Genomic DNA, 21,676 nt, shown 5'->3' with positions numbered 1-21,676 from the left:
ACGCTTCAATGGCTCACGCAAAAGCCCGAATTGGTCCTTTCCCGCTAAGCCATTGAAGCGCCGTGCGCGACGCTTTCACCCCATGGTAACCAGCGCCTTCACGAATCCGCCCGGCTTGTCGCGCGTGGCGGTCAGAGCCTCGTTGAGTCGATCGAGCGGGTAGCGACCGGTGTAAAGCGGCGTCGGATCAAGCCGGCCGCTGGCGACAAGGTCGACCGCCTCGCGCAGTCCGCGCATCTGAACCGTCAGGTCGCGCTCATGCGCGTTGACGACGTCGATCCCTTTCCAGTTCCAGTTCTGCACGTTCACTTGGCGCGGACCATCCTGATGATAGCCGGCAATCACCAGCCGCCCGCCGAAGCCGATCAGTTCGCCTGCCAGGTCCAGCGGCCATTGCTTGCCGACGGCCTCGATCACACGCGGGCAGAAGCTGCCGCCGGTACGCTGCCCAACCTCGCCGATGATCTTGTAATGGTCGATCATCGGTATGGTCACTTCCGCCCCGAATTTTCGAGCCAGTTCGAGCGACTCCTCGCGCCGGGAGATCGCGATGACCTTCGCCCCCGCTTCGCTCGCCAGCCGCGTCAGGATGGCGCCGAGAAAGCCGATACCGATGATCGCGACCCATTGGCCCGGCTCGATCTGCGCACGGCGAAAGATGTTGACGGCGCAGGCGATCGGCTCTCCCGGGAACGGCTGGCCGTTCAGCGCCGGCGGCAGCGGCACGACCTTTTCGACCGGCGCCACGTCATAACCGGCGAACGCCCGTTCGGAAAGCATGGCCACGCGCGTGCCGACCGCCATATCGGCACCCTGCCCCACCGCATCCACTACGCCCCAGGCCTCATGACCAAGGCCGCCCGGCGCGCCTGGCCAGCTTGACCAGGGCTGCCCCTCCCAGGGCTCGACATTGGAAGCGCAGACGCCGCACCCTTCGATCCGCACCCGCACCTCGCCCGGGCCCGGCTGCGGCACGGGCACCTGTTCGACGCTGATCGAACCCGGGCCCTGTAGTACTGCTGCCTGCATCAATTCGGTCACTTCTTTACCGCCTTTCGTACGATGTTGGATGGTCGATATCGCCGTCTGGCGCGTTTGCCGCCGGCAGCAATGCCGGGTTGATGATAGTATGAGTGACGGTCAGATGGCGCATACCCTGCGCGACAATATCGAGCGGCTCGCCGCCCGTGCCGAGCGCGAAGCTGAGCGTGCTCCGCTGGGCGATCGGATCGCGGACAGGATTACGCAGTTCGCCGGCTCGATGCGCTTCGTGGCGCTGCACGCCGCCTTGTTCGGTGGATGGATCGTCTGGAACCTGGGCTGGATTCCCGGGTTGCGGCCGTTCGATCCCACCTTCGTGATCCTTGCGATGGAGGCGTCGGTTGAGGCGATCTTCCTGTCCACATTTGTGCTCATCTCGCAAAACCGCATGTCCGCTGCGGCGGACCGGCGCGGAGACCTAGATCTCCACATCTCGCTGCTGACCGAACATGAACTGACGCGCCTTGCTGGCATGATCGAGCGAATGGCGCAGAAGATGGGCGTGGGCAGCGACCCGGAGATCGACGAGATCAAGCGGGACGTCTCACCCGAACAGGTGCTTGACGCTTTGGATGAGAAGACGGCCGACTGACGAACCATCACGCTGCCCGGACATTCAGCGACAACAACCGCCCGCCCCATTCTCCCACCACCAGACTGGTGATCGAGCCCGGGTCGACGTCAAAAGCCAGCATGCGATCGAGCGACAAGCCAAGGTAATGCGCCACCACCCCGCGAATGATGTCGGAATGGGAAACGCAGACGATCGCTCCGTCCCATGTGCCGGCGCCAAGCGCCCCGAGGTGTTCCACCGCGCGCGCCACGGCGTCCGTCATCCGCTCGCCACCGGGAATTTGCGCGGCTGATCGGGCGGTGTTCCAGTGCGTCCAGGCCGGATCACCGTCCAGATCGGCGATGACCCGTCCGGTCCAGTCGCCAAAGTCGAGTTCGTCCAGCGCATCGACGATCCGGGGGGCGATGCCAAAGGCAGCCGCGATCACTGAGGCCGTCTCGCGTGTCCGTCGCTGCGGACTGCTTTCCACGCGAACGATAGCCTGCGATGCCAGTCGCTCGGCGGCCCAGGCGGCCTGCGCCGCCCCGGCCGCAGCGAGACCGTCGTCTCCCCCTCGCCCCGTCAGCACCCGACCGGCATCGGCATGCGCGCCGTGCCGAACGAGATGAATGATCGCCGCCAATCAGTCCCCCGACGCATCTTTGTTGAAGACGTCCCCAACGGACGGCCCGCATCCGCGTTCCGGAAAAGCGCGCGAAGTCGCACCGCGATCATATCGCTTCGGGAACAAAGGGTAGATGAAGATGTTCCTGCTCCCGTGGGGCCGTCGCTAAGCCGGCGGAAAACCAGAACAAACACAAAGCGGGGACTGATGAGCGAACATATTCTGATCACGGGCGGCGCCGGGTTCATCGGGCGCTTTGTCACCGAAGAATTGCTCCGCCGTGGCAACCGCGTGCGTATCCTCGACAATCTCCTGCCGCAAGTCCACGGTGATGGCGGCCAGCGTCCCGCCAATCTTTCTCCCGAGGCCGAACTGGTCGTCGCTGACGTGCGCGACGGCGATGCCGTGGCGAAGGCGCTCGACGGCATCGACAGCGTCGTCCACCTTGCCGCGGAAGTCGGCGTGGGCCAGTCGATGTACGAGGTGGAGCGCTACACCTCGGTCAACGACGTCGGCACCGCGGTACTGTTCGAACGGCTGATCGACAGGCCCGTGCGCCGCGTCGTCACCGCCTCCTCCATGAGCATCTACGGAGAGGGCCTGTACCGCGATGCCGATGGCACGCTGGTCGAGGACGCGGCGCGCGGCATGATCCGCGACGGCATGCGCCAATGGGATCCCACCGACGCGCAGGGTCGCCCGCTCACCCCCGTCGCCACGCCCGAGACCAAGCGCCCGGCGCTCTCCTCAATCTATGCGCTGAACAAATACGTGCAGGAGCGCACCACCCACATCATGGGCGCGCCCTACGGCATCGAAAGCGTCTGCCTGCGCCTGTTCAACGTCTATGGCCCAGGCCAGGCGCTCTCCAACCCATACACCGGCGTGCTCGCGATCTTCGCCTCGCGCCTGCTCAACAAGCAGCGCCCGATGGTGTTTGAGGATGGCGAACAGCGCCGCGACTTCGTCCATGTCGGTGACGTCGCCCGCGCCTTCGCCGATGCTTTGGTCCTGCCCGAGGCGGTCGGTGGCACCTTCAACGTCGGTTCGGGCCACGACCGCTCCGTCACCGAGGTTGCCGAGGCGCTCGGTCGCGCGATGGGCCAGAATGACGCCGCGCCGGAGATCGTCGGCAAGGCCCGCGTCGGCGACATTCGTCATTGCTTCTGCGACACATCACTCGCAGCGGAGAAGCTCGGCTTCCGCGCCACCGCCGATTTCGAGACCGAACTGGCCGTCCTCGCCGACTGGGTCGCGCAGCAGACCGCCGAGGATCGCGTCAGCCACGCGCGCGCCGAACTCGAAAAGCGCGGGCTCGTCGCATGACAGACGATCAGCGTCCGATCCTCGTCACCGGCGGCGCGGGGTTCATCGGCAGCAACCTTGCGCATCGCCTTGCCGGCGAAGGACACCGCGTCATCGTCTATGATGCGCTCGTTCGCGATGGCGTAAAGCGGAACCTCGATTGGCTGAAGGCGAACCACGGCGACAAAATTGACGTGCGCGTCGCCGACATCCGCGACGAGGCCACGATGACCGCGGCGGTGCAGGAAGCGCAGGCCGTGTTCCACATGGCCGCGCAGGTCGCCGTCACCACCAGCCTGATCGATCCGCGCGCCGACTTCGCGATCAACATCACCGGCACGCTAAACGTGCTGGAGGCCGCGCGCACCGCCGCGCAGACGCCAGCGGTGATCTTCGCGTCGACCAACAAGGTCTATGGCGATCTCGCCGATCTCACCTTCGACGAGACCGATCGCGGTTACCAGCCGGTCGATCCGCTGGTAAACGCCTATGGCATCGGCGAGAGCCGACCGCTCGACTTCCACACGCCCTATGGCTGCTCCAAGGGCGCCGCCGACCAGTATGTCCTCGATTACGCCCGCAGCTATGGCGTGCCGAGTGCCGTGCTGCGGATGAGCTGCATCTATGGCGAGCGGCAGATGGGCACCGAGGACCAGGGCTGGGTCGCCCATTTCCTGATCCGCGCGCTCGAAGGCCGCGCCATCGACATCTACGGCGACGGCCATCAGGTCCGCGACATCCTCGAGGTCAGCGACGCGGTCGACACCTATCTCGCGCTCTGGCGCCAGATCGACCAGCACAGCGGACACGTCTTCAACCTCGGCGGCGGTCCCGACAATGCCGTCAGCCTGCGAACCGTCTTGGCCGAGATCGAGACGGTCGTCGGCCGCCCGATCGACCTGCGCTTCGGCAGCTGGCGCGCCGGCGACCAGCGCTATTTCGTCGCCGACCGCCGCGCCGCGGAAGAGGCGCTCGGCCTCGCCAAGCCCGCCGACTGGCGCACCGGCCTGCGCCGCCTCGCCAGGTGGCTGTCGGAAGAACGCGGCCTTCCCCTTGGCGTGCGGCAGCCTGCCATGAAGGTCGCAGTCTGATGCGCGCTGCGCCGCAGCGCATCCTGATGACGGTCGATGCGGTGGGCGGTGTGTGGCGCTACGCCGTCGATCTCGCCGCCGCGCTGAGCGACGCAGGCGTCACCACGATCCTCGCCCTGCTCGGCCCCGCCCCCTCCAAGGCGCAGCGCGCCGAAGTCGCCTGCATCCCGCGCGTGACCTTGGTTGAAACCGGCGAGCCGCTCGACTGGCTCACCGACGATGCTGTCTCGGTGCAGCATGCCGCGGCGACGATCGCGATGCTCGCGACCGCGCACCGTGCCGACCTGATCCACGTCAACCAGCCGGCGCTCGCGGCGACCCTGCCTGGCGACCTGCCGATGATCGTCGCCGCGCACGGCTGCGTCGCGACCTGGTGGGAAGCCGCGCGCCCCGCTTCGCCACTCGATCCTAAGTTAGATTGGCACCGCGCGCTTGCCGCGCAGGGACTGCGTCGCGCCACCCGCGTCATCGCGCCGAGCGAAAGCTACGCCCGCACCGTTGCGCGTACCTATGGCCTGCGCGAGCTGCCGGTCGCCATCCACAACGGCCGCACGCCCACGCCGGTCGCCCCCGTCCGCACGCGCCACATCGCCTTCACCGCCGGACGGCTGTGGGACGAGGTGAAACGCACGCCCCTGCTCGACGCCGCCGCCGCGCGCCTCGCCGCGCCGCTCTACGCCGCCGGCTCGACCCGCGCGCCGCATGGGGCGTCGGTCCCCGTCGAGCACCTCCACCTGCTCGGCGAGCTCACGGCGGAAAGCATGACGGCGATGCTCGCCACCCAACCGGTGTTCGTCTCCGCCGCCTGCTTCGAGCCGTTCGGCCTCGCCGTACTGGAGGCCGCGCAGGCCGGCTGCGCTTTGGTCTTGTCCGACATCGATACCTTCCGCGAGCTGTGGGACGGCGCGGCGCTCTTCGTCGCCGGCGACGATCCCGCCGCCTGGTCCGACGCGATTGCAGCGTTGCTCGCTGACGATGCCGCCCGCGCTGCCTTGGGCGCGGCGGCCGCCGATCGCGGCGTGCGATACACGCTCGCCGCCACCGCCACTGCCATGCTGTCGCTCTATGCCGACGCCAGCGCCAACGAAAGGGCCGCGGCATGAGGATCGTCTATTTCACCCACAGCCTCGCCTCCTGCTGGAACCACGGCAACGCGCATTTCCTACGCGGCGTGCTGAGCGAGCTAGTCGCGCGCGGCCATGACGTCGTCGCCTACGAACCGGAAGGCGCCTGGAGCCTCGCCAACCTTCTCGCCGACCATGGCGAGGAAGGTTTGACGGCCTGGCGCGAACGCTATCCCGAACTCACCGCCACCACCTACGCCCCCGGCACCCCGGTCGAGCAGCTCACCGACAGCGCCGACCTCGTCATCGTCCACGAATGGAACGACCACGAACTCGTCGCGGCGATCGGCACGCTGCGCAAGCGCGGCGCCCGTTTCACCCTCCTGTTCCACGACACGCATCACCGCGCGGTCAGTGAACCCGAAGCGATGAAGGCGTACGATCTCAGCGGCTACGACGGCGTTCTCGCCTTCGGCGAGACGCTGAGCGAGATCTACCGCACGTGGGGCTGGGGCAAGCGCGTCTGGACGTGGCACGAAGCCGCCGACCTGCGCCGCTTTCACCCGCCGGTCGAGGAGGGCGAGCGCGAAGGCCTCGTCTGGATCGGCAACTGGGGCGACGGCGAGCGGACCGAAGAACTCGAACGTTTCCTCTTCGCTCCGGCGCAGGGTGCGAAGCTCCCGCTCGACATCTACGGCGTCCGCTATCCGGCGGAGGGGCTGGCGACGCTCGATCGCTATGGCGTGCGCTACCATGGCTGGGCGCCCAATGCTGCCGCGCCCGACATCTTCGCCCGCCACCTCGCGACCGTCCACGTGCCGCGGCGTTACTATGCCACCATCCTTCCCGGCATCCCGACGATCCGCGTGTTTGAGGCGCTCGCCTGCGGCATCCCGCTCGTCTCTGCACCGTGGGACGACGCCGAAGGACTGTTCACACCCTGGCGCGACTATCTGGTCGCCCGAGACGGCCCGGAAATGACCCGCCATCTCACGGCCCTTCGCGACGATGCGGGCCTTCGCCAATCGCTCGCCGCGCACGGCCTCGCCACCATCAAGGCGCGCCACACCTGCGCGCACCGCGTCGACCAGCTACTGGCCATCGTCGCCAGCCTGCGAGACGACACCCCAACGAAAGAAGCCGCATGAAGATCGCCTTCTACGGATCGAGCCTGCTGTCCTCCTATTGGAATGGCGCTGCGACCTATTACCGCGGCATCCTGAAGGCCCTGGCCGCACACGGTCACCAGATCACCTTCTACGAACCCGACGCCTTCGACCGCCAGCAGAACCGCGACATCGACCCGCCCGAATACGCCACCTCGGTCGTCTATCCGGCGACGGCAGAGGGTCTGCGCTCGGTTCTCGCCGAGGCGCACAAGGCCGACGTGGTGGTGAAGGCCAGCGGCGTCGGCGTGTTCGACGCGGAGCTGATCGCCGGCATCGTTGAGCACGCAAGTCCTGACGCCCTGAAGATTTTCTGGGACGTCGACGCCGCCGCCACGCTGGACGAGATCCGCGCCGATCCCGCGCACCCCGTCCGCGCCGCGCTGCCGCACCTCGACATGGTCCTCACCTATGGCGGCGGCCCGCCCGTCGTGGAGGCCTATGAGGCGCTCGGCGCGGCGCGCTGCATCCCCGTGTACAATGCCGTCGACCCTGACACCCACCACCCCGTAGCGCCCGACGATCGCTTCGCCTGCGACCTCGCCTTCCTCGGCAATCGCCTGCCCGATCGCGAGGCGCGCGTGGAACAATTCTTCCTCGCCGCCGCCGCCGCGCTGCCAGAGCGTCAGTTCCTAATCGGCGGCAGCGGCTGGCACGACAAGAACATGCCCGCCAACGTCCGCCACCTCGGCCATGTCGGCACCGCGGACCACAACGCCTTCAACTGCACGCCGATCGCGGTGCTCAACATCGCACGCGATTCGATGGCGGCGGTCGGCTTCTCCCCCGCCACCCGCGTATTCGAGGCCGCCGGCGCGGGCGCCTGCCTCATCACTGATTATTGGGAAGGCATCGAGCAGTTCTTGATCCCCGGCGAGGAAGTACTCGTCGCGCGCACCGGCCAGGACGTCGCCGACCTGCTAGCCGACCTCACCCCCGGACGCGCCCGCGCCATCGGCGAAGCCGCCCGCAAGCGCGTCCTAGCCGAGCACACCTACGAACTGCGCGCCAAGCAGGTCGATGAACTGTTCCGCGCCCACGCCACCGCCGAGCAGGTGGCTGCATGAAGCTCGTCGTCCTCGGCCTCAGCCTCGGCTCCTCCTGGGGCAACGGCCACGCCACCACCTGGCGCGCCTTGCTGTCGGGCTTCGCTGCGCGCGGCCACGACATCCACTTCCTCGAGCGCACCGTCCCCTGGTACGCCGGCGACCGCCGCGATTTAGTCGATCCCGATTTCTGCCGGCTCCACTACTACGCCGACCTCGCCGATCTCGAAAACTGGCGCGACACGATCGCCGACGCCGATGCCGTCATCGTCGGCTCCTACGTCCCCGAAGGTGTCCCGGTCGCCAAATACGTCCAGGCCACTGCCAAGGGCGTCACCGGCTTCTACGACATCGACACGCCGGTCACCCTCGCAAAGCTCGACCGCGGCGACTACGAATATCTCTCGCCCGAGGTGATCCCCGGCTTCGACCTGTACCTGTCGTTCACCGGTGGCCCGACGCTCGACCGGATCGAGCGCCAGTACGGCGCCAAGGCCGCTCGCGCGCTCTACTGCACCGTCGATGCCGAGCGATACCAGCCGCAGGACACGCCCAAGCGCTGGGCACTGTCTTACCTGGGCACCTACAGCGACGATCGCCAGCCGACCCTCGAACGCCTGCTGATCGAGCCCGCGCGCCGCCGCCCCGACCTCGAATTCGCCGTCGCCGGCCCGCAATATCCCGACAGCATCGACTGGCCGGCCAACGTCACCCGCATCGATCACCTGCCGCCCGCCGATCACCCGGCCTTCTACAGCGCATCGCGCATGACGCTGAACGTCACCCGCGCCGACATGATCGCCGCCGGCTGGTCGCCCTCGGTCCGCCTGTTCGAGGCCGGCGCGTGCGGCACGCCAATCCTCTCGGATCGCTGGGACGGCATCGACGATCTGTTCGCCCCCGGCGCTGACATCATGCTCGCCGACACCACCGAGCAGGCGCTCGCCGCGCTTGACGAAGACGCCAGCGCGCTGGGTGCGGCCGCCCGCGCCCGTGTCCTCGCCGCGCACACCGCGCAGCACCGCGCGGAACAGCTCGAAACTTATCTCACTCAAGCCGCAAGGCCTCACCCCAGCCGGAGCAAGCCCCACATGGATAAGACAAACGCTCCCGTCACCGTTGTCGCCGGCGGGGCCGGCTTCATCGGCTCACACCTGTGCCAGGCGCTGCTCGATCGCGGCGAAACTGTGCTGTGCCTCGACAATCTCCAGACGTCGCGCGCGACGAACCTCGACGATCTGATCGATCACCCGCGCTTCAGCTTCGTAAAGGCCGACGTAATCGACAAGCTGCCGGCCGAGGTGACGGATCTCACCCAGCGGATCACCCGCGTGTACAATCTCGCCTGCGCCGCGTCCCCGCCGCATTACCAGGCCGATCCCGAGCACACGATGCTCACCTGCGTGCTCGGCACCGATCACCTCCTCCGCCTCGCCGAGGCGTCCGGCGCGCGCTTCCTCCTCACTTCCACCAGCGAGGTCTACGGCGATCCCGAAGTCCACCCGCAGCGCGAGGATTATCGCGGCGCGGTCAGCTGCACCGGCCCGCGTGCTTGCTATGACGAGGGCAAGCGCGCGGCCGAGGCGATGGCGCTCGACTTTGCGCGTCTTAAGCGCGCCGATGTACGCATCGCCCGCATCTTCAACACCTACGGCCCGCGCATGCACCCGGACGACGGCCGCGTCGTTTCCAACTTCATCTGCCAGGCGCTGCAGGGTGACACGCTGACGGTTTACGGTGACGGCAGCCAGACGCGCAGCTTCTGCTATGTCAGCGATCTCGTAGCCGGACTGATCGCACTGATGGACAGCGACACGGTAGGGGCCGAGCCGGTCAACCTCGGCAACCCCAACGAGCTTACCGTCGGCGATCTCGTCACCCGCATCGTCGCCATGACCGGGACCAAGGCGCGCATCGACCACCAGCCGCTGCCCGTCGACGATCCCCGCCGCCGCAAGCCGGACATCACCCGCGCGAAGAACCTGCTCGGCTGGGCGCCGCTCGTGCCGCTCGAGGATGGCCTGTCGCGCACCTGCACCTGGTTCGCGGAGGAACTGCGCCAGACGGATCGAATGCCGCTCCTGTCGGTTGCCGCCGAGTAAGGAGAGCAGCGATGGACAAGGATGGCGACAAGAACGGCACCACCGAAACCAAGCGCCCGAAACTGTCGGCCGAACACCAGAAGGAGGGCGATGCGATGCGGCCCTCCGACACGCTCGACAAGGGACAGCCGAACAAGCAGACGATCGAGCGAAAGACATCGCTGACGAAGGACAAGTGAACGCGCGTCCCTTCCCGCGGAAGGGGCGCCGCGACATCATGTGTCCGCAAGGCCGCGGGCAGCCAGAAAGCGCGTGAAAACCTGCCATTTTCGTTGCGGAATTGTTGCCAGCCCCATAGGCCCGTTCACCGATGAGTGCGACCCGCAACCAGCACCTGCTCGCGATGGAGAACGAGCGCCGCTTCCAGCTCCTGCTGGATGCGGTGAGGGATTACGCGATCTACTTGCTGGACGCGGACGGCTTCGTGGCGAGCTGGAATGCGGGCGCGCAGCGGTTCAAGGGCTATGTCGCCGCCGAGATCATCGGCGAGCATTTCTCCCGCTTCTACACGCCGGAGGACCGCGCCACCGGATTGCCGATGCGCGCGCTGCGAACGGCGGCACAGGAAGGTAAGTTCGAGGCTGAAGGCTGGCGCGTCCGCAAGGACGGCGAGCGCTTCTGGGCCAGCGTCGTGATCGATCCCGTGCGCGATGAGACGGGCACCCTGATCGGCTACGCCAAGGTCACAAGGGACATCAGCGAAAAGAAGGAGGCGGAACGGGCGCTGTTCCGCAGCGAGCAGCAGTTCCGCCTGCTGGTGCAAGGCGTGCGCGACTACGCCATCTACATGCTCGATCCGGACGGCAACGTGTCGAGCTGGAACGCCGGGGCGGAGGCGATCAAAGGTTATCGCGCCGAAGAAATTATCGGCCATCACTTTTCGCGCTTCTACACCGAGGCGGATCGGGCGACGGGCGAACCGGCCAAGGCGCTGCGTACCGCTCTGCTCCAGGGCACGTTCGAGAAGGAGGCGCTGCGCGTCCGAAAGGACGGCACGACCTTTTGGGCGCATGTCGTGATAGACCCGATCCATGACGACGCCGGCGTGCTGACCGGCTTCACCAAGATCACGCGCGACGTGACGGAGCGCCGCCGTGCGCAGGAGGAGCTGGAGACCGCGCGCGAAGCTCTAGCGCATAGTCAGAAGATGGAGGCGATCGGCCGCCTGACCGGCGGCGTCGCGCATGATTTCAACAATCTGCTGACCGTCATTCGAGCCTCGGCGGATCTGCTGCTGCTGCCGAACCAGACTGAGGAAAGGCAGCAGCGGTATATTTCGGCCATTGCGGAAACCGCCGATCGCGCGGCGCAACTTACGGGCCAGCTGCTGGCCTTCGCCCGGCGGCAGCCGCTGGAGCCCGAGACCTTCTCGGTCGGGGAGCGGGTTCGCGGCCTGGAACGGCTGATCACCACCACGGTTGGCTCGCCGGTGTCTGTTCGGATCGAGATCGACGAGGATGTCGGCTCGGTCAGCGCGGATCCCAACCAGTTCGAGTCCGCGCTGCTCAACATGGCGATCAACGCGCGCGACGCGATGCCGCAGGGTGGGGAATTGCGGATCGTTGCTCGCAACGTCCGCCACGTGCCGTCGGTACGCCGCCATGCCGCGATCGAGGGTGATTTCGTCGCGGTAGACATGATGGACAACGGCACCGGCATGGATGCCGAGACGCAGGCGCGCATTTTCGAGCCGTTCTTCACCACGAAGGAAGTCGGCAAAGGAACCGGCCTTGGCCTCAGCCAGGCCTATGGCTTCGCCAAACAGTCCGGTGGCGAAATCAGCGTCGATAGCCGCTTTGGTGAAGGCAGCACCTTCACGATCTACCTTCCGCGCTCAACGGTGCGGCCTACCGCCGATCACCACAGCGCCACCCCAGCCCAGTTGCGCAACGAGCTGCCGACGCAGCGCGTACTGATGGTGGAGGACAATGAAGTCGTCGGACGTTTCGCGCTCGCCTTGCTGGAAGAACTCGGCCAGTCGACGGTCTGGGCGACAAACGCGGAGTCCGCGCTCAATATACTGATTGAGACGAAGGGCGCCTTCGACCTGGTATTCACCGATGTTGTCATGCCCGGAATGAGCGGCATTGAACTCGCGAAAGAAGTGGAGCGACGCTGGCCGAACTGCCGCGTGGTGCTGACGAGCGGCTATAGCCACGTGCTGGCCGAAGAAGGCAATCACGGCTTTCCGCTGCTGCGGAAACCTTACTCGCTTCAACGACTGATGGGCGTACTCGGCGTAACGCACGCGAACGATTGCGCGCCCTGATCTGCGTCGCGGGCGTTTAGCGCCGATTTCGCTGTATCTTCCTTTGCGCTGTTCTCGGGGCTGTGGTCCGCTGCTCACCGGATCGACATGGAAGCGGGGACGACATGGGCAATGCACTCACGCGCGCGGCGACTACCGTTTACCGGAGCCTGCCGCTTCAGATTACGGCACGTCGTAAGATCAAGAGCCTCGTCCTTGGCCCGCTGACGCGCGGCCGTGCGCCCTTCCCGTTCACGTGGCGCGGCATGAAGGTGATGCTTGATCCCGCTCAGTCGATGGACATGCGGCTTTACTTCGATGGCGACTATGAACCGGAAACGCTCGCCGCGGTGCAGCGCCTATCACCTGCGGGGGGTACGGTAATCGACGTAGGCGCGAATATCGGCCTCATTTCGCTTTGGGCCGCACGCTGCGTCGGCCCTGCAGGCCGGGTTGTTGCAATCGAGCCGTCACCTTGGGCGATGGAGCGGCTGACGGCCAATGCGCGCCGTAACGCCATGTCAAACATCACACCCGTGCTAGGTGCCAGCGGTAACCGGGGTGGCCAAGGCGACATGTTCGTCATCAACGGCTATCGCATTGACGACACGGTGACCAATACGCACGAGCGCGTGACGTTCTACACGATAGATCAAATCACTGAGGAGCACGCGCTTGAAAGGGTTGACCTGATCAAGATCGATACGGATGGCCATGAAGTCGACGTCCTACGCGGCGCCGCCAAAACTCTTGACCGATACCGCCCAGCAGTCATTTTTGAAATGGGTCCGAGTGCGCTGGAGCGGGCAGGAAGTTCCTCTGGTGAGCTGATCGCTCTTCTTCATAGCTACGGCTACGCAATTTTAGACGAAAGCTTCACTTCGGTGGACGCGTTTTCCTTCGCTGCGCGCGTAAAGACCAATGAGTCGGCAAACCTAATCGCCTGGGATCCGCTGAAAATCCAATCAGCGGCGTAAGGCGTCGCACTACAATCGCCAAGACGAACGTACCAGGCGAAAACGGATCTGCGATGGAGCCGCCTGCAGGCCCCAGACTGTGGTAAGCAAAGGGACCTGCGCAAAGGCGTCTTGCCTTGCAGATAGCGCAGATCACGAGGCGCCGCCCCACGCACGTGGCGCGGGGCGGCACCGGCGGTATCAGGCGGCCGCCTGTTCCTGATAGGACGGATAGTCGATATATCCCTCCGGCCCCTTCGAATACCAGGTCTTGGGATTGTCCTGCGCCAGCGGAGCACCGGCACGCAGCCGCTCCACCAAGTCCGGATTGCCGATGAACGGCCGGCCGAAGGCAATTGCATCGGCGATCCCGGAGTCCAGATCGGCCTGTGCCTTATCCAGCGTATAATCCTGGTTCAGCACCAACGGGCGCGTGAACACCTTGCGGATCGCCGGGCTCAATTTGGGCACGGTGGTCGCGCCGAAGGTGCCGTCCGGCGCCTGTTCGCGCAACTCGAGGAAGGCGATGCCCAATTCGTCCAGCACCTTGGCGGCGGGAATGAAAACCGCCTCGGGATTGCTGTCGTCGGCGCCCTGAGTCTCGCCATTGGGCGACAGGCGAATGGAGGTGCGCTCGGCGCCTGCGACGGCAATCACCGCTTCCACCGCTTCCTTCATGAAGCGGATGCGGTTCTCCGGCGAGCCGCCGTAATCGTCATCACGAAGGTTGGTGTTGTCGCGCAGGAACTGGTCGATCAAATAGCCATTGGCGCCGTGCAGCTGCACGCCGTCAAACCCGGCCGCCAACGCGTTGCGTGCCGCCTGCGCATATTGCTCGATCGCTTCCTTGATCTCGTCCAGCGTGGCGGCGCGCGCCTCACCATAGGGGTTCTTCGCCGGGTTCGGATAAGGCGCCCGCGTGACGGAGGCCGAGAGCGGCTGCAGCTTGTTCACATCGGGGCGCGCCAGCCGGCCCTGGTGCCATAGCTGGGCGATGATCTTGCCGCCCGCCTCATGTACCGCTTCGGTGATCGGCTTCCATGCCTCGGTCTGCGCATCGGTCCAGATGCCCGGCGCATTCGGCCAGCCCAGTCCCTGCCGGCTGATGCCGGTCGCCTCGGAGATGATCAGGCCGGCGCCGGCGCGCTGCCGATAATATTCGATCATCATCTCGGTGGGCACGTGATCGTCGTCGGCCCGCGTGCGGGTCAGCGGTGCCATCAGCACGCGATTTGCGGCGCGAATGGCACCCAGTTCGATCGGATCAAACAGGCTTGGCATTTCAAACTCCCCTTCCGTTGCACTTTGCTACGGGACTTGCCCGACTTAGGTGGTTACGGGGCAGCATGCACGAGGCACCGGCCCCAAGAAAAGCTACATCGCGCCCAAGTGGTGGAGCATTGGCCTTTGCCGCCCTGCTCGGGGGCAATTTGGCGCTCGCGTTCGGCCCGTGGTTCGTGCGGCTGACTGATGTCGGCCCCGTCGCGGCGGGCTTCTGGCGTATTGGTCTTGCCACTCCGGTGCTGCTCCTTCTGGCGACCCTCACCGGCGGGCGACCGGTTGCCAGCGCGCGCGGGATTGGCTGGGTGCTTGCCGGGTCTGGCATCCTCTTCGCTGGCGATCTCGCCAGCTGGCATGTCGGCATCCACCATACCAAGCTCGCCAACGCGACACTGTTCGGCAACGCCGCGACATTCGTTTTCCCGCTCTACGGCTTTCTCGTGGCTCGAGCCTGGCCGACGCGGATGCAGGGGCTGGCGCTTGGGTTGGCTGCGATGGGGGCCGCGTTGCTGATGGGGCGTTCCTACCAGCTTGATCCGCAGAATCTGATCGGTGACCTTCTTTGTCTGGTCGCCGGCATTCTCTATGCAGGCTATTTCATCCTCATGGCGCGCGCTCGGGCCAGCATGGCTCCGCTTCCCGCGCTTGGGCTGTCATCCGCGGCGACGGTTCTGCCGTTGCTAGTCGCTGCGGTCCTCCTGGGCGAGCAGGTCTGGCCCGAAGATTGGGCGCCGCTGCTCGGCCTTGCACTGTGCAGCCAGGTGATCGGCCAAGGCCTGATGATCTATGCGCTAGGCCGTTTCAGCCCGCTGGTGATCGGATTGGCGCTGCTTACCCAGCCGGTGGTGGCCGCAACGGTCGGCTGGCTCGCTTATGGCGAGGCACTTGGCGCGGCGGATTTCGTGGGAGCGGTGCTGGTCGCGACTGCGCTGGTTCTGGTCCGGATCGCACCTGAGCGTCGCCCGCTCGTTGCCGACTGACCCGGCACCGGACAGGCGAACAAGACCTCCCGCTCCCGCGCCTGAGCCCGCTAGTGGAAATTGCCCCACCGACACGCCTATATGGCCGTCATGACCGATAGCGCAGACCTCACGCTCGACGAGATTCGTGTCCTTCTCGCCCCCGCCATCGCCGAAAACGCGGCATTCGACGGCTGGGGCGCGGCGGCGCGGGACATGGCGGCGGAGATGAACGGGATCGATCGCGACGTGGCAGCCCTCGCCTTTCCGGGCGGAGCGGTGGACATGATCGATGCCTGGTTCGCAAGCGTGGATGCCGCAATGCTGGTGACGCTCCCGCCCGAGCGGCTCGCAGCCATGAAGATCCGGCAGCGGATCACGGCGCTTGTCGAGGCCAGGCTGGCTGCCACGGCGCCGCACCGCGAGGCGCTCCGGCGCGCGCTCGCCATCCTCGCCATGCCCCAGAATGTCGCGACCGCGGCGAAGCTTGGTTGGCGTAGCGTCGACACGATGTGGCGCGCAGCCGGCGACGTTGCGGCGGATTATAATCACTACACGAAACGTGCGATGCTGTTTGCCGTTTACGGCGCGACGGTCACGGTGTTCCTGGACGACGAGAGCGAGGATCATGCCGAGACGCGCGCCTTCCTCGCGCGGCGGATCGACGGGATCATGCGTTTTGAAAAGGCCAAGGCCGGGATCACTCGCCGCGCACAACGCCGCCCAAGCCTGACCCGTTTCGTGGGTCGGTTGCGCTATCCGGTGGTGTGATCAGCAGCAAAAGCGTGCACCGTTGAGCGGCGTGAATTGATAACCATTCGCAATGCCGTTAGAATGCTCGCGTGCTTGCTCCTGCCCCCCTTCCTCTCGAATCGCTCCCGCTCCGTCGTCGGGCGACGGTTTCTGCCATCGACTGGGACCGGCTCGCCGCTCCGGAAGCCCGCCGCCTGCGTGAGTTCGGCTTTGAGGAGGGCGTGTCCGTGGAGTTGCTGCACCGGGCGACCTTGTTCCGTGGCCCACTCGCGTGCCGCATCGGCCGCATGACGATAGCCCTGCGGCGCAATGTCGCCGCCGCCATCACGGTGACGACCGACTGACATGAGCATTCTTCCGCTGGTCGCACTTGTCGGCAATCCCAATGCCGGCAAGTCCGCTTTGTTCAATGCGTTGACAGGGGCTCGTCAGAAGGTCGGCAACTATCCCGGCGTGACGGTGGAGCGCCATTCGGGGCGCCTGTCGCTTGATGATGGTCGGCCCGTCGAACTGGTCGATCTGCCAGGCACCTACAGCCTCGATCCGTCCTCCCCGGACGAACAGGTGACGCGCGACGTTCTGTTCGGGCGCCAGGCGGGCGAGCGCCGGCCGGACGTTTTGGTCGTGGTGGTCGACGCGGCCAACCTCGATCTTCACCTGCGGTTCGCGCTTCAGTTGATCGCGCTGGGTCTCCCGGTCGTCGTCGCCCTAAACATGGTCGATCTGGCGGAGCGGGATGGGCTTACCCTTTCGACCGATGCGCTTTCCCGTGAACTGGGCGTGCCCGTGGTGCCCACTGTTGCGGTGCGCAAGCGCGGGCTGGATACGTTACGGGCCGCTCTCACCACCGCGGTTGAGGGTGGCGGACAGCAGGATCCTCTTCCTTTGCCCGAGAGCGCGGACTCGCTGCCCCAGCTTCAGCGCCGTGCGCGAGAGATCGCCCGGGCGGCTATCGTCTCCGAAACGCCGGTTCGACGCTGGAATCATGCGCTTGACGCGGTCGCCCTCCACCCGGTGATTGGGCCTATCCTGCTTGTGGCGCTCATGTTCCTCATGTTCCAGGCGGTGTTCAGCTGGTCGGAAGCGCCGATCGGCTGGATCGAAGGGGGCTTTGCGTCGCTGGACGAGGCGGTTCGCGGCGTCCTTCCGGACAATCTCCTCAGATCCGTGGTCACCGATGGCTTGATCGCCGGCGTCGGCGCGGTGGTGGTTTTTCTGCCGCAGATCCTGATCCTGTTCACCTTCATTCTGCTGTTGGAAGCCTCGGGCTATATGGTCCGTGCGGCATTCCTCATGGATCGGATGATGGCTGGCGTCGGGCTGTCCGGCCGCGCCTTCATTCCCTTGCTGTCCAGCTTCGCCTGCGCCGTTCCCGGTATCATGGCGACGCGCACGATCAGCGACGAGAAGGACCGGCTTACGACGATCCTGATCGCGCCGCTGATGACCTGCTCGGCCCGCCTGCCGGTCTACACCATCATTATCGGCGCCTTCATCCCCAATACGGCAGTCGGCCCGCGGGTCGGCCTACAGGGGCTTGTCCTGCTTGGTCTCTATCTTGCCGGGATCGTGGGCGCGTTCGTCGCCGCGCTGGTGCTTCGCCGCACGATCACCAAGGGCGATTCGTCGGGCTTCATGATGGAAATGCCGAAATACCAGATGCCCCGACTGCGCGATGTCGCGCTCGGGCTGTGGAGCCGGGCGGTGATTTTCCTCAAGCGTGCCGGCACGATCATCGCCGCCACCACCGTGGTCCTGTGGCTGCTGCTCAGCTTCCCGCAGGCGCCCGAGGGCGAAAGCCAGGTCGACTATTCCGTCGCCGGGCGGATCGCGAGCGGCATCGAGGTCGTGGTCGCCCCGATCGGCTTCAATCGTGACATTTCGCTGGCGCTGATCCCGGCCATGGCCGCGCGCGAAGTCGCGGTGGCGGCGATCGGCACCGTCTATGCCGTGGATGATCCCGAGGATGCCGCGGGCGAGCGCACGATCATCGAGAACCTTCAGCATCGCTGGTCGCTACCGACCGCCCTCGCCTTTTTGATGTGGTTCGTCTTTGCCCCGCAATGCATCTCCACGATCGCCGTCACCAAGCGGGAGACGAACGGGTGGAAATGGCCGCTCTTCATGGTTGGCTATCTGTTCGCCGCCGCTTACATCATGGCCGGAATCACATACTGGCTCGCGGTCGCCGCGGGCCTCTAAGGGGCCCCAATGGCAGGCAGCGTTAACAAGGTTATTCTCGTCGGCAATCTCGGGCGCGATCCCGAATCGCGCTCTTTCCAGAACGGCGGCAAGGTCGTGAACCTGCGCATCGCGACCAGCGAGAGCTGGAAGGATCGCAACTCCGGCGAGCGCAAGGAAAAGACCGAATGGCATTCGGTCGCGATCTTCAACGAAGGCCTCGCCAACGTTGCCGAGCGTTTCCTGCGCAAGGGCTCGAAGGTCTACATTGAGGGCCAGCTGCAGACCCGCAAGTGGCAGGATCAGAATGGGCAGGATCGCTACTCGACTGAAGTGGTCCTGCAGGGGTTCAACAGCGTCCTGACCATGCTGGACGGTCCGGGCGGCGGTGCCGGTGGCGGTGGTGGCGGCGGCGGTCGTGACTTCGGCGGCCGCGATGATTTCGGCGGCGGCGGCGACGATTTCGGCGGCGGCAACTTCGGTGGCGGCAGCAGCGGCGGTGGAAGCCGTGGGGGCGGCAACAAGGGCGGCGGCTTTGGTCAGTCGCGCGGCGGTTTCGCCGACGATCTGGACGATGACGTCCCGTTCTGATCGGACGGGTTGATCAGACGATCGGCCGTCGTCGCTCGCACGCGCGTTCGCAAAGTCCATGCGGTCGCGCGTGCTTTTACCCGCTTAAGGGCTGCCTAACGAGCGGTCGCGCGGCTCACCACCATTGCGGTACCATCCGCTTTCACCTGCACGATGTGAGTCGATCCGTCAGTGCACCGCGCCTGCCAGTCCGCCGTCGAGCCGCCGGTCGTGAGCGGCTCTGAACTCGATACGCCCTGGCAGGGCAGACCAGCATCAAGGATCGCGCGCAGCAACACCGCATTGCGCTGGCCTTCCGGCAGGGCGACCACCTCCGCCGCCTGGTTCGTCATCGGCTCGGCAGGCGCTGGCGCTGCCACGTTCTGCGGCGCGCTGCTGTCGCATGACGTCAGGATTAATGAAGCCGCTGCTATGGCCGGCATGCGCATGACATCTCTCCCTTATCGATCCTCAACAATCGCGCCGTTTTTGATGGCACAACGACGCATAGCCTTGCGTCTCCCCAGCTTGGATCTCCAAACTCTTCACGCTCCATAACGATGCGCTACCCTGCATGCACAGCGCTGATCTGGTCGTCGCAGGATCAAATTCCGAACTCAGGCAGTTGTTAGCTGGTTCCCCGAGAGGATCGATCGAGCCGATGCGGGATGCGGTGCTTGACTGCTTCGCTGCCCGCCCGGCCAGTCGATCGGGCGAGCAGCAATCGGCCATCGACCTTTGACGGCGGCTGACCCATATCAACCATCATCGGTCGGCCGACCGGCGATGAACCCAACCGGTTGGAAACGTGACACTGCTCTCCCCACCGATCAATGATGAGGACATGCGCAAGCAGGCCCTGGCGCTCTACGATCTCGCCGGCGCGCGGGAGGAAGGCGTGCTGGATGACTTGGTCTCCTTCGCTGCGGAGCTTTGCGGCGCGCCAACGGCCCTGGTCAGCATCGTTGAGGAGGACGCGCAGGTCTTTCTGTCGCGCCTGGGCACAGATCTGGAGCAAACGCCGCGTTCCCAGTCCTTTTGCGCGCATGCCATGCACGGCGAGCGGCTCATGGAAGTGAGGGACGCGTCAAAGGACTTGCGCTTCGCCGACAATCCGCTGGTCACCGGGCCGCCGTACATCCGCTTCTACGCCGGCGCACCGCTCACCACGCGCGAAAACATTCCGTTGGGCGCTATTTGCGTGCTGGACGCATTACCGCGCGATGGTTTGACGCCCTTTCAGACGCGCGGGCTGGAGATCCTGGCCACGACGGCGATGGCCCGGCTCGAAGCCCGGCGCGCGGCGCGGGAGCAGCGGGAACAACGCAAGTCCACGGCACGCGCACGCGCGGCGCTCGCCGACAGCGAGGTGCGCTTCCGCACGCTCGCGGATACCATGCCGCAGATGGTCTGGTCGACGCTGCCGGACGGCTTTCACGATTACTACAACGCCCGCTGGTATGAATTCACCGGCGTGCCCGTTGGCACCACCGATGGCGCGGGCTGGAACAACATGTTTCACCCCGACGATCGGGAACGTGCCTGGACGGTCTGGCGGCATAGTCTGTCGACTGGTGATCCGTACCAGATCGAATATCGCCTCCGGCACTTCGACGGTACGTATCGCTGGGTGCTTGGCCGCGCCTTGCCGATCCGCGATGACACGGGCCAGATCACGCGCTGGTTCGGCACCTGCACGGACATACACGAGCAGAAGCTGGCGCTGGAGGAACGCGAAGTCATCAGCCAGGAGCTGTCGCACCGGATCAAGAACATCTTCGCGGTGATCGGCGGGCTTATCCAGCTCGCCGCGCGCGCCCACCCGCCCCTGGCGCCGCTCGCCGCCGATTTGCGCGAGCGGATCGCCGCTTTGGGGCGCGCGCACGACTTCGTCCGCCCGCATAGCACCAATTCGCGGCCGTCCGCGCACCAGGACAGCCTGCGCGACCTGCTGGATGAGTTGTTGGCCCCGTACCAGTCACATCGCGGAGAGCGCGTCACGATCACTGGCGTGGACGTGCATGTCGATGATCGCGCGGCGACTCCCCTCGCGCTGCTATTCCACGAGCTTGCCACCAATGCGAGCAAATATGGCGCGCTTTCCGCCGCCGATGGCCGCATCACGATCCACGTGGCGCGGCAAGGAGAGCAAGCCCAGATCCACTGGCTGGAGCGTGGCGGCCCCTGTCTCGAGAGCGGTGCCCGACCCGCCGGTTTCGGCAGTCAGTTGATCGAGCTCAGCGCCGTCCGGCAGCTTGGTGGAAATGTGCGCCGCACCTGGCACCCCGAAGGGTTGGAGATGATGCTGGAGGTCCCAACCGCATCGTTCAGCCGCGCGCACCGATCCGAATGACATCCTCGTGTGCGACGACATCCTGCTCGCCGCTTGCCAGCGCGGCGGCCGCCAGGATCGCGCGGTCATTGAAGGGCTTGCGTACATAGCCAAGCGCTTCTGACGGAATGCCGATCTGCGATGGGTTCGCCGTAACGAAGACGACCTTCACACCGTAATCGCGCGCGATCCGTTCCGCGATTGTCGGTCCGGTCGCGCCATCGCGAAGATTGATGTCGACAAAGGCGAAGGAGCAACCCGGCGCCGCCGCGATCGCCTGATCGCTGTCGGCAGCAATCGCGGCGACCTCATATCCGGCGTCAACAAGGATTCGCTCGAGATCCAGCGCAACGAAGATCTCGTCTTCAATGATGAGAGCTGTCTTGGTCATGATAAGTTGCCG

At 65.8% G+C, this 21,676-nt stretch carries 21 protein-coding genes; 16 read left to right on the top strand and 5 right to left on the bottom strand.

Annotated features, from left to right (window positions below; all coding sequences use genetic code 11):
- Positions 1 to 75: 75 nt before the first annotated feature.
- Positions 76 to 1,041, bottom strand: coding sequence for an MDR/zinc-dependent alcohol dehydrogenase-like family protein (locus tag BMX36_RS15825; RefSeq protein ID WP_371262915.1), 966 nt, complete (start codon positions 1,039 to 1,041; stop codon positions 76 to 78).
- A gap of 88 nt (positions 1,042 to 1,129) precedes the next feature.
- Between BMX36_RS15825 and BMX36_RS15820 the strand changes: the two genes are divergently transcribed.
- Complete coding sequence (locus tag BMX36_RS15820) at positions 1,130 to 1,633, top strand: DUF1003 domain-containing protein (RefSeq protein ID WP_066780748.1); 504 nt, start codon at positions 1,130 to 1,132, stop codon at positions 1,631 to 1,633.
- A gap of 7 nt (positions 1,634 to 1,640) precedes the next feature.
- Here BMX36_RS15820 and BMX36_RS15815 read toward each other — a convergent pair whose 3' ends face one another.
- On the bottom strand, positions 1,641 to 2,237 hold the full coding sequence (locus BMX36_RS15815) for a histidine phosphatase family protein (protein WP_093066899.1): 597 nt from the start codon (positions 2,235 to 2,237) through the stop codon (positions 1,641 to 1,643).
- 189 nt (positions 2,238 to 2,426) lie between these two features.
- Between BMX36_RS15815 and BMX36_RS15810 the strand changes: the two genes are divergently transcribed.
- The 9 genes from BMX36_RS15810 (at position 2,427) to BMX36_RS15775 (ending at position 13,218) form a co-directional block, all read left to right on the top strand.
- Positions 2,427 to 3,545, top strand: a complete 1,119-nt coding sequence (locus BMX36_RS15810) for an NAD-dependent epimerase/dehydratase family protein (protein WP_093066897.1) — start codon at positions 2,427 to 2,429, stop codon at positions 3,543 to 3,545.
- The gene (locus BMX36_RS15805) at positions 3,542 to 4,615 is read left to right on the top strand and encodes an SDR family NAD(P)-dependent oxidoreductase (RefSeq protein WP_093066895.1); all 1,074 of its coding nucleotides are present in this window, start codon (positions 3,542 to 3,544) and stop codon (positions 4,613 to 4,615) included. The genes BMX36_RS15810 and BMX36_RS15805 overlap by 4 nt, the downstream gene beginning before the upstream one ends.
- Positions 4,615 to 5,718 (top strand): glycosyltransferase family 4 protein, encoded by a 1,104-nt coding sequence (locus BMX36_RS15800; RefSeq protein WP_093066893.1) that lies wholly within the window; start codon positions 4,615 to 4,617, stop codon positions 5,716 to 5,718. The genes BMX36_RS15805 and BMX36_RS15800 overlap by 1 nt, the downstream gene beginning before the upstream one ends.
- The gene (locus tag BMX36_RS15795) at positions 5,715 to 6,827 is read left to right on the top strand and encodes a CgeB family protein (RefSeq protein WP_093066891.1); all 1,113 of its coding nucleotides are present in this window, start codon (positions 5,715 to 5,717) and stop codon (positions 6,825 to 6,827) included. The genes BMX36_RS15800 and BMX36_RS15795 overlap by 4 nt, the downstream gene beginning before the upstream one ends.
- Complete coding sequence (locus BMX36_RS15790) at positions 6,824 to 7,912, top strand: CgeB family protein (RefSeq protein ID WP_093066889.1); 1,089 nt, start codon at positions 6,824 to 6,826, stop codon at positions 7,910 to 7,912. Before BMX36_RS15795 ends, BMX36_RS15790 begins: the two co-directional genes overlap by 4 nt.
- Positions 7,909 to 9,993: a bifunctional glycosyltransferase/UDP-glucuronate decarboxylase gene (locus tag BMX36_RS22390; protein ID WP_093066887.1), complete on the top strand. Its 2,085-nt coding sequence runs from the start codon at positions 7,909 to 7,911 to the stop codon at positions 9,991 to 9,993. Before BMX36_RS15790 ends, BMX36_RS22390 begins: the two co-directional genes overlap by 4 nt.
- Positions 9,994 to 10,004: 11 nt before the next feature.
- Positions 10,005 to 10,172 carry a hypothetical protein gene (locus BMX36_RS21755; RefSeq protein ID WP_177179176.1) on the top strand — a complete coding sequence of 56 codons (168 nt, stop codon included), beginning with the start codon at positions 10,005 to 10,007 and terminating at the stop codon, positions 10,170 to 10,172.
- 131 nt (positions 10,173 to 10,303) lie between these two features.
- The gene (locus BMX36_RS15780) at positions 10,304 to 12,262 is read left to right on the top strand and encodes a hybrid sensor histidine kinase/response regulator (RefSeq protein ID WP_218142182.1); all 1,959 of its coding nucleotides are present in this window, start codon (positions 10,304 to 10,306) and stop codon (positions 12,260 to 12,262) included.
- Between the two features lie 104 nt (positions 12,263 to 12,366).
- Positions 12,367 to 13,218: an FkbM family methyltransferase gene (locus BMX36_RS15775; RefSeq protein WP_093066885.1), complete on the top strand. Its 852-nt coding sequence runs from the start codon at positions 12,367 to 12,369 to the stop codon at positions 13,216 to 13,218.
- 180 nt (positions 13,219 to 13,398) lie between these two features.
- Here the strand turns inward: BMX36_RS15775 and BMX36_RS15770 are convergent, their stop codons facing one another.
- Entirely contained in the window at positions 13,399 to 14,478 is a 1,080-nt protein-coding gene (locus BMX36_RS15770) for an alkene reductase (RefSeq protein WP_066780732.1), read from the bottom strand.
- A gap of 65 nt (positions 14,479 to 14,543) precedes the next feature.
- On the opposite strand from BMX36_RS15770, the gene BMX36_RS15765 reads away from it, so the two are divergent.
- The 5 genes from BMX36_RS15765 to ssb all read left to right on the top strand — a co-directional run bounded on the left by BMX36_RS15765 (position 14,544) and on the right by ssb (position 18,962).
- Positions 14,544 to 15,458 carry a DMT family transporter gene (locus BMX36_RS15765; RefSeq protein WP_093066883.1) on the top strand — a complete coding sequence of 305 codons (915 nt, stop codon included), beginning with the start codon at positions 14,544 to 14,546 and terminating at the stop codon, positions 15,456 to 15,458.
- A gap of 81 nt (positions 15,459 to 15,539) precedes the next feature.
- Positions 15,540 to 16,208, top strand: a complete 669-nt coding sequence (locus tag BMX36_RS15760) for a COQ9 family protein (protein WP_371262913.1) — start codon at positions 15,540 to 15,542, stop codon at positions 16,206 to 16,208.
- 71 nt (positions 16,209 to 16,279) lie between these two features.
- Positions 16,280 to 16,534, top strand: coding sequence for a FeoA family protein (locus BMX36_RS15755; RefSeq protein ID WP_066780728.1), 255 nt, complete (start codon positions 16,280 to 16,282; stop codon positions 16,532 to 16,534).
- Position 16,535: 1 nt separating this feature from the next.
- The gene (locus tag BMX36_RS15750) at positions 16,536 to 18,392 is read left to right on the top strand and encodes a ferrous iron transporter B (protein ID WP_093066881.1); all 1,857 of its coding nucleotides are present in this window, start codon (positions 16,536 to 16,538) and stop codon (positions 18,390 to 18,392) included.
- Positions 18,393 to 18,401: 9 nt separating this feature from the next.
- Positions 18,402 to 18,962: a single-stranded DNA-binding protein gene (ssb, locus tag BMX36_RS15745; RefSeq protein ID WP_093066879.1), complete on the top strand. Its 561-nt coding sequence runs from the start codon at positions 18,402 to 18,404 to the stop codon at positions 18,960 to 18,962.
- Between the two features lie 95 nt (positions 18,963 to 19,057).
- Here the strand turns inward: ssb and BMX36_RS15740 are convergent, their stop codons facing one another.
- Entirely contained in the window at positions 19,058 to 19,390 is a 333-nt protein-coding gene (locus BMX36_RS15740; RefSeq protein ID WP_093066877.1) for a hypothetical protein, read from the bottom strand.
- A 395-nt stretch (positions 19,391 to 19,785) separates the two neighbouring features.
- Here BMX36_RS15740 and BMX36_RS15735 point away from each other — a divergent pair, with 395 nt between their 5' ends.
- Complete coding sequence (locus tag BMX36_RS15735; RefSeq protein WP_093066875.1) at positions 19,786 to 21,294, top strand: sensor histidine kinase; 1,509 nt, start codon at positions 19,786 to 19,788, stop codon at positions 21,292 to 21,294.
- Here the strand turns inward: BMX36_RS15735 and BMX36_RS15730 are convergent.
- Positions 21,269 to 21,664 carry a response regulator gene (locus BMX36_RS15730; RefSeq protein WP_177179175.1) on the bottom strand — a complete coding sequence of 132 codons (396 nt, stop codon included), beginning with the start codon at positions 21,662 to 21,664 and terminating at the stop codon, positions 21,269 to 21,271. The genes BMX36_RS15735 and BMX36_RS15730 overlap by 26 nt on opposite strands.
- Positions 21,665 to 21,676 lie beyond the last annotated feature (12 nt).

It is taken from the genome of Sphingomonas sp. OV641 (assembly GCF_900109205.1).
Lineage (GTDB): Bacteria > Pseudomonadota > Alphaproteobacteria > Sphingomonadales > Sphingomonadaceae > Sphingomonas.
Note: the sequence above shows the minus strand (reverse complement) of the source record. Positions and strands in the feature narration are given on the sequence as shown.

What these genes read in the sequence shown, in the direction of transcription:
- BMX36_RS15820 (WP_066780748.1), top strand. Translation starts at nt 1,130, where the DNA reads ATGAGTGACGGTCAGATGGCGCATACCCTGCGCGACAATATCGAGCGG.
- BMX36_RS15810 (WP_093066897.1), top strand. Translation starts at nt 2,427, where the DNA reads ATGAGCGAACATATTCTGATCACGGGCGGCGCCGGGTTCATCGGGCGC.
- BMX36_RS15805 (WP_093066895.1), top strand. Translation starts at nt 3,542, where the DNA reads ATGACAGACGATCAGCGTCCGATCCTCGTCACCGGCGGCGCGGGGTTC.
- BMX36_RS15800 (WP_093066893.1), top strand. Translation starts at nt 4,615, where the DNA reads ATGCGCGCTGCGCCGCAGCGCATCCTGATGACGGTCGATGCGGTGGGC.
- BMX36_RS15795 (WP_093066891.1), top strand. Translation starts at nt 5,715, where the DNA reads ATGAGGATCGTCTATTTCACCCACAGCCTCGCCTCCTGCTGGAACCAC.
- BMX36_RS15790 (WP_093066889.1), top strand. Translation starts at nt 6,824, where the DNA reads ATGAAGATCGCCTTCTACGGATCGAGCCTGCTGTCCTCCTATTGGAAT.
- BMX36_RS22390 (WP_093066887.1), top strand. Translation starts at nt 7,909, where the DNA reads ATGAAGCTCGTCGTCCTCGGCCTCAGCCTCGGCTCCTCCTGGGGCAAC.
- BMX36_RS21755 (WP_177179176.1), top strand. Translation starts at nt 10,005, where the DNA reads ATGGACAAGGATGGCGACAAGAACGGCACCACCGAAACCAAGCGCCCG.
- BMX36_RS15780 (WP_218142182.1), top strand. Translation starts at nt 10,304, where the DNA reads ATGAGTGCGACCCGCAACCAGCACCTGCTCGCGATGGAGAACGAGCGC.
- BMX36_RS15775 (WP_093066885.1), top strand. Translation starts at nt 12,367, where the DNA reads ATGGGCAATGCACTCACGCGCGCGGCGACTACCGTTTACCGGAGCCTG.
- BMX36_RS15770 (WP_066780732.1), bottom strand. Translation starts at nt 14,478, where the DNA reads ATGCCAAGCCTGTTTGATCCGATCGAACTGGGTGCCATTCGCGCCGCA.
- BMX36_RS15765 (WP_093066883.1), top strand. Translation starts at nt 14,544, where the DNA reads ATGCACGAGGCACCGGCCCCAAGAAAAGCTACATCGCGCCCAAGTGGT.
- BMX36_RS15760 (WP_371262913.1), top strand. Translation starts at nt 15,540, where the DNA reads ATGGCCGTCATGACCGATAGCGCAGACCTCACGCTCGACGAGATTCGT.
- BMX36_RS15750 (WP_093066881.1), top strand. Translation starts at nt 16,536, where the DNA reads ATGAGCATTCTTCCGCTGGTCGCACTTGTCGGCAATCCCAATGCCGGC.
- ssb (WP_093066879.1), top strand. Translation starts at nt 18,402, where the DNA reads ATGGCAGGCAGCGTTAACAAGGTTATTCTCGTCGGCAATCTCGGGCGC.
- BMX36_RS15740 (WP_093066877.1), bottom strand. Translation starts at nt 19,390, where the DNA reads ATGCGCATGCCGGCCATAGCAGCGGCTTCATTAATCCTGACGTCATGC.
- BMX36_RS15735 (WP_093066875.1), top strand. Translation starts at nt 19,786, where the DNA reads ATGCGCAAGCAGGCCCTGGCGCTCTACGATCTCGCCGGCGCGCGGGAG.
- BMX36_RS15730 (WP_177179175.1), bottom strand. Translation starts at nt 21,664, where the DNA reads ATGACCAAGACAGCTCTCATCATTGAAGACGAGATCTTCGTTGCGCTG.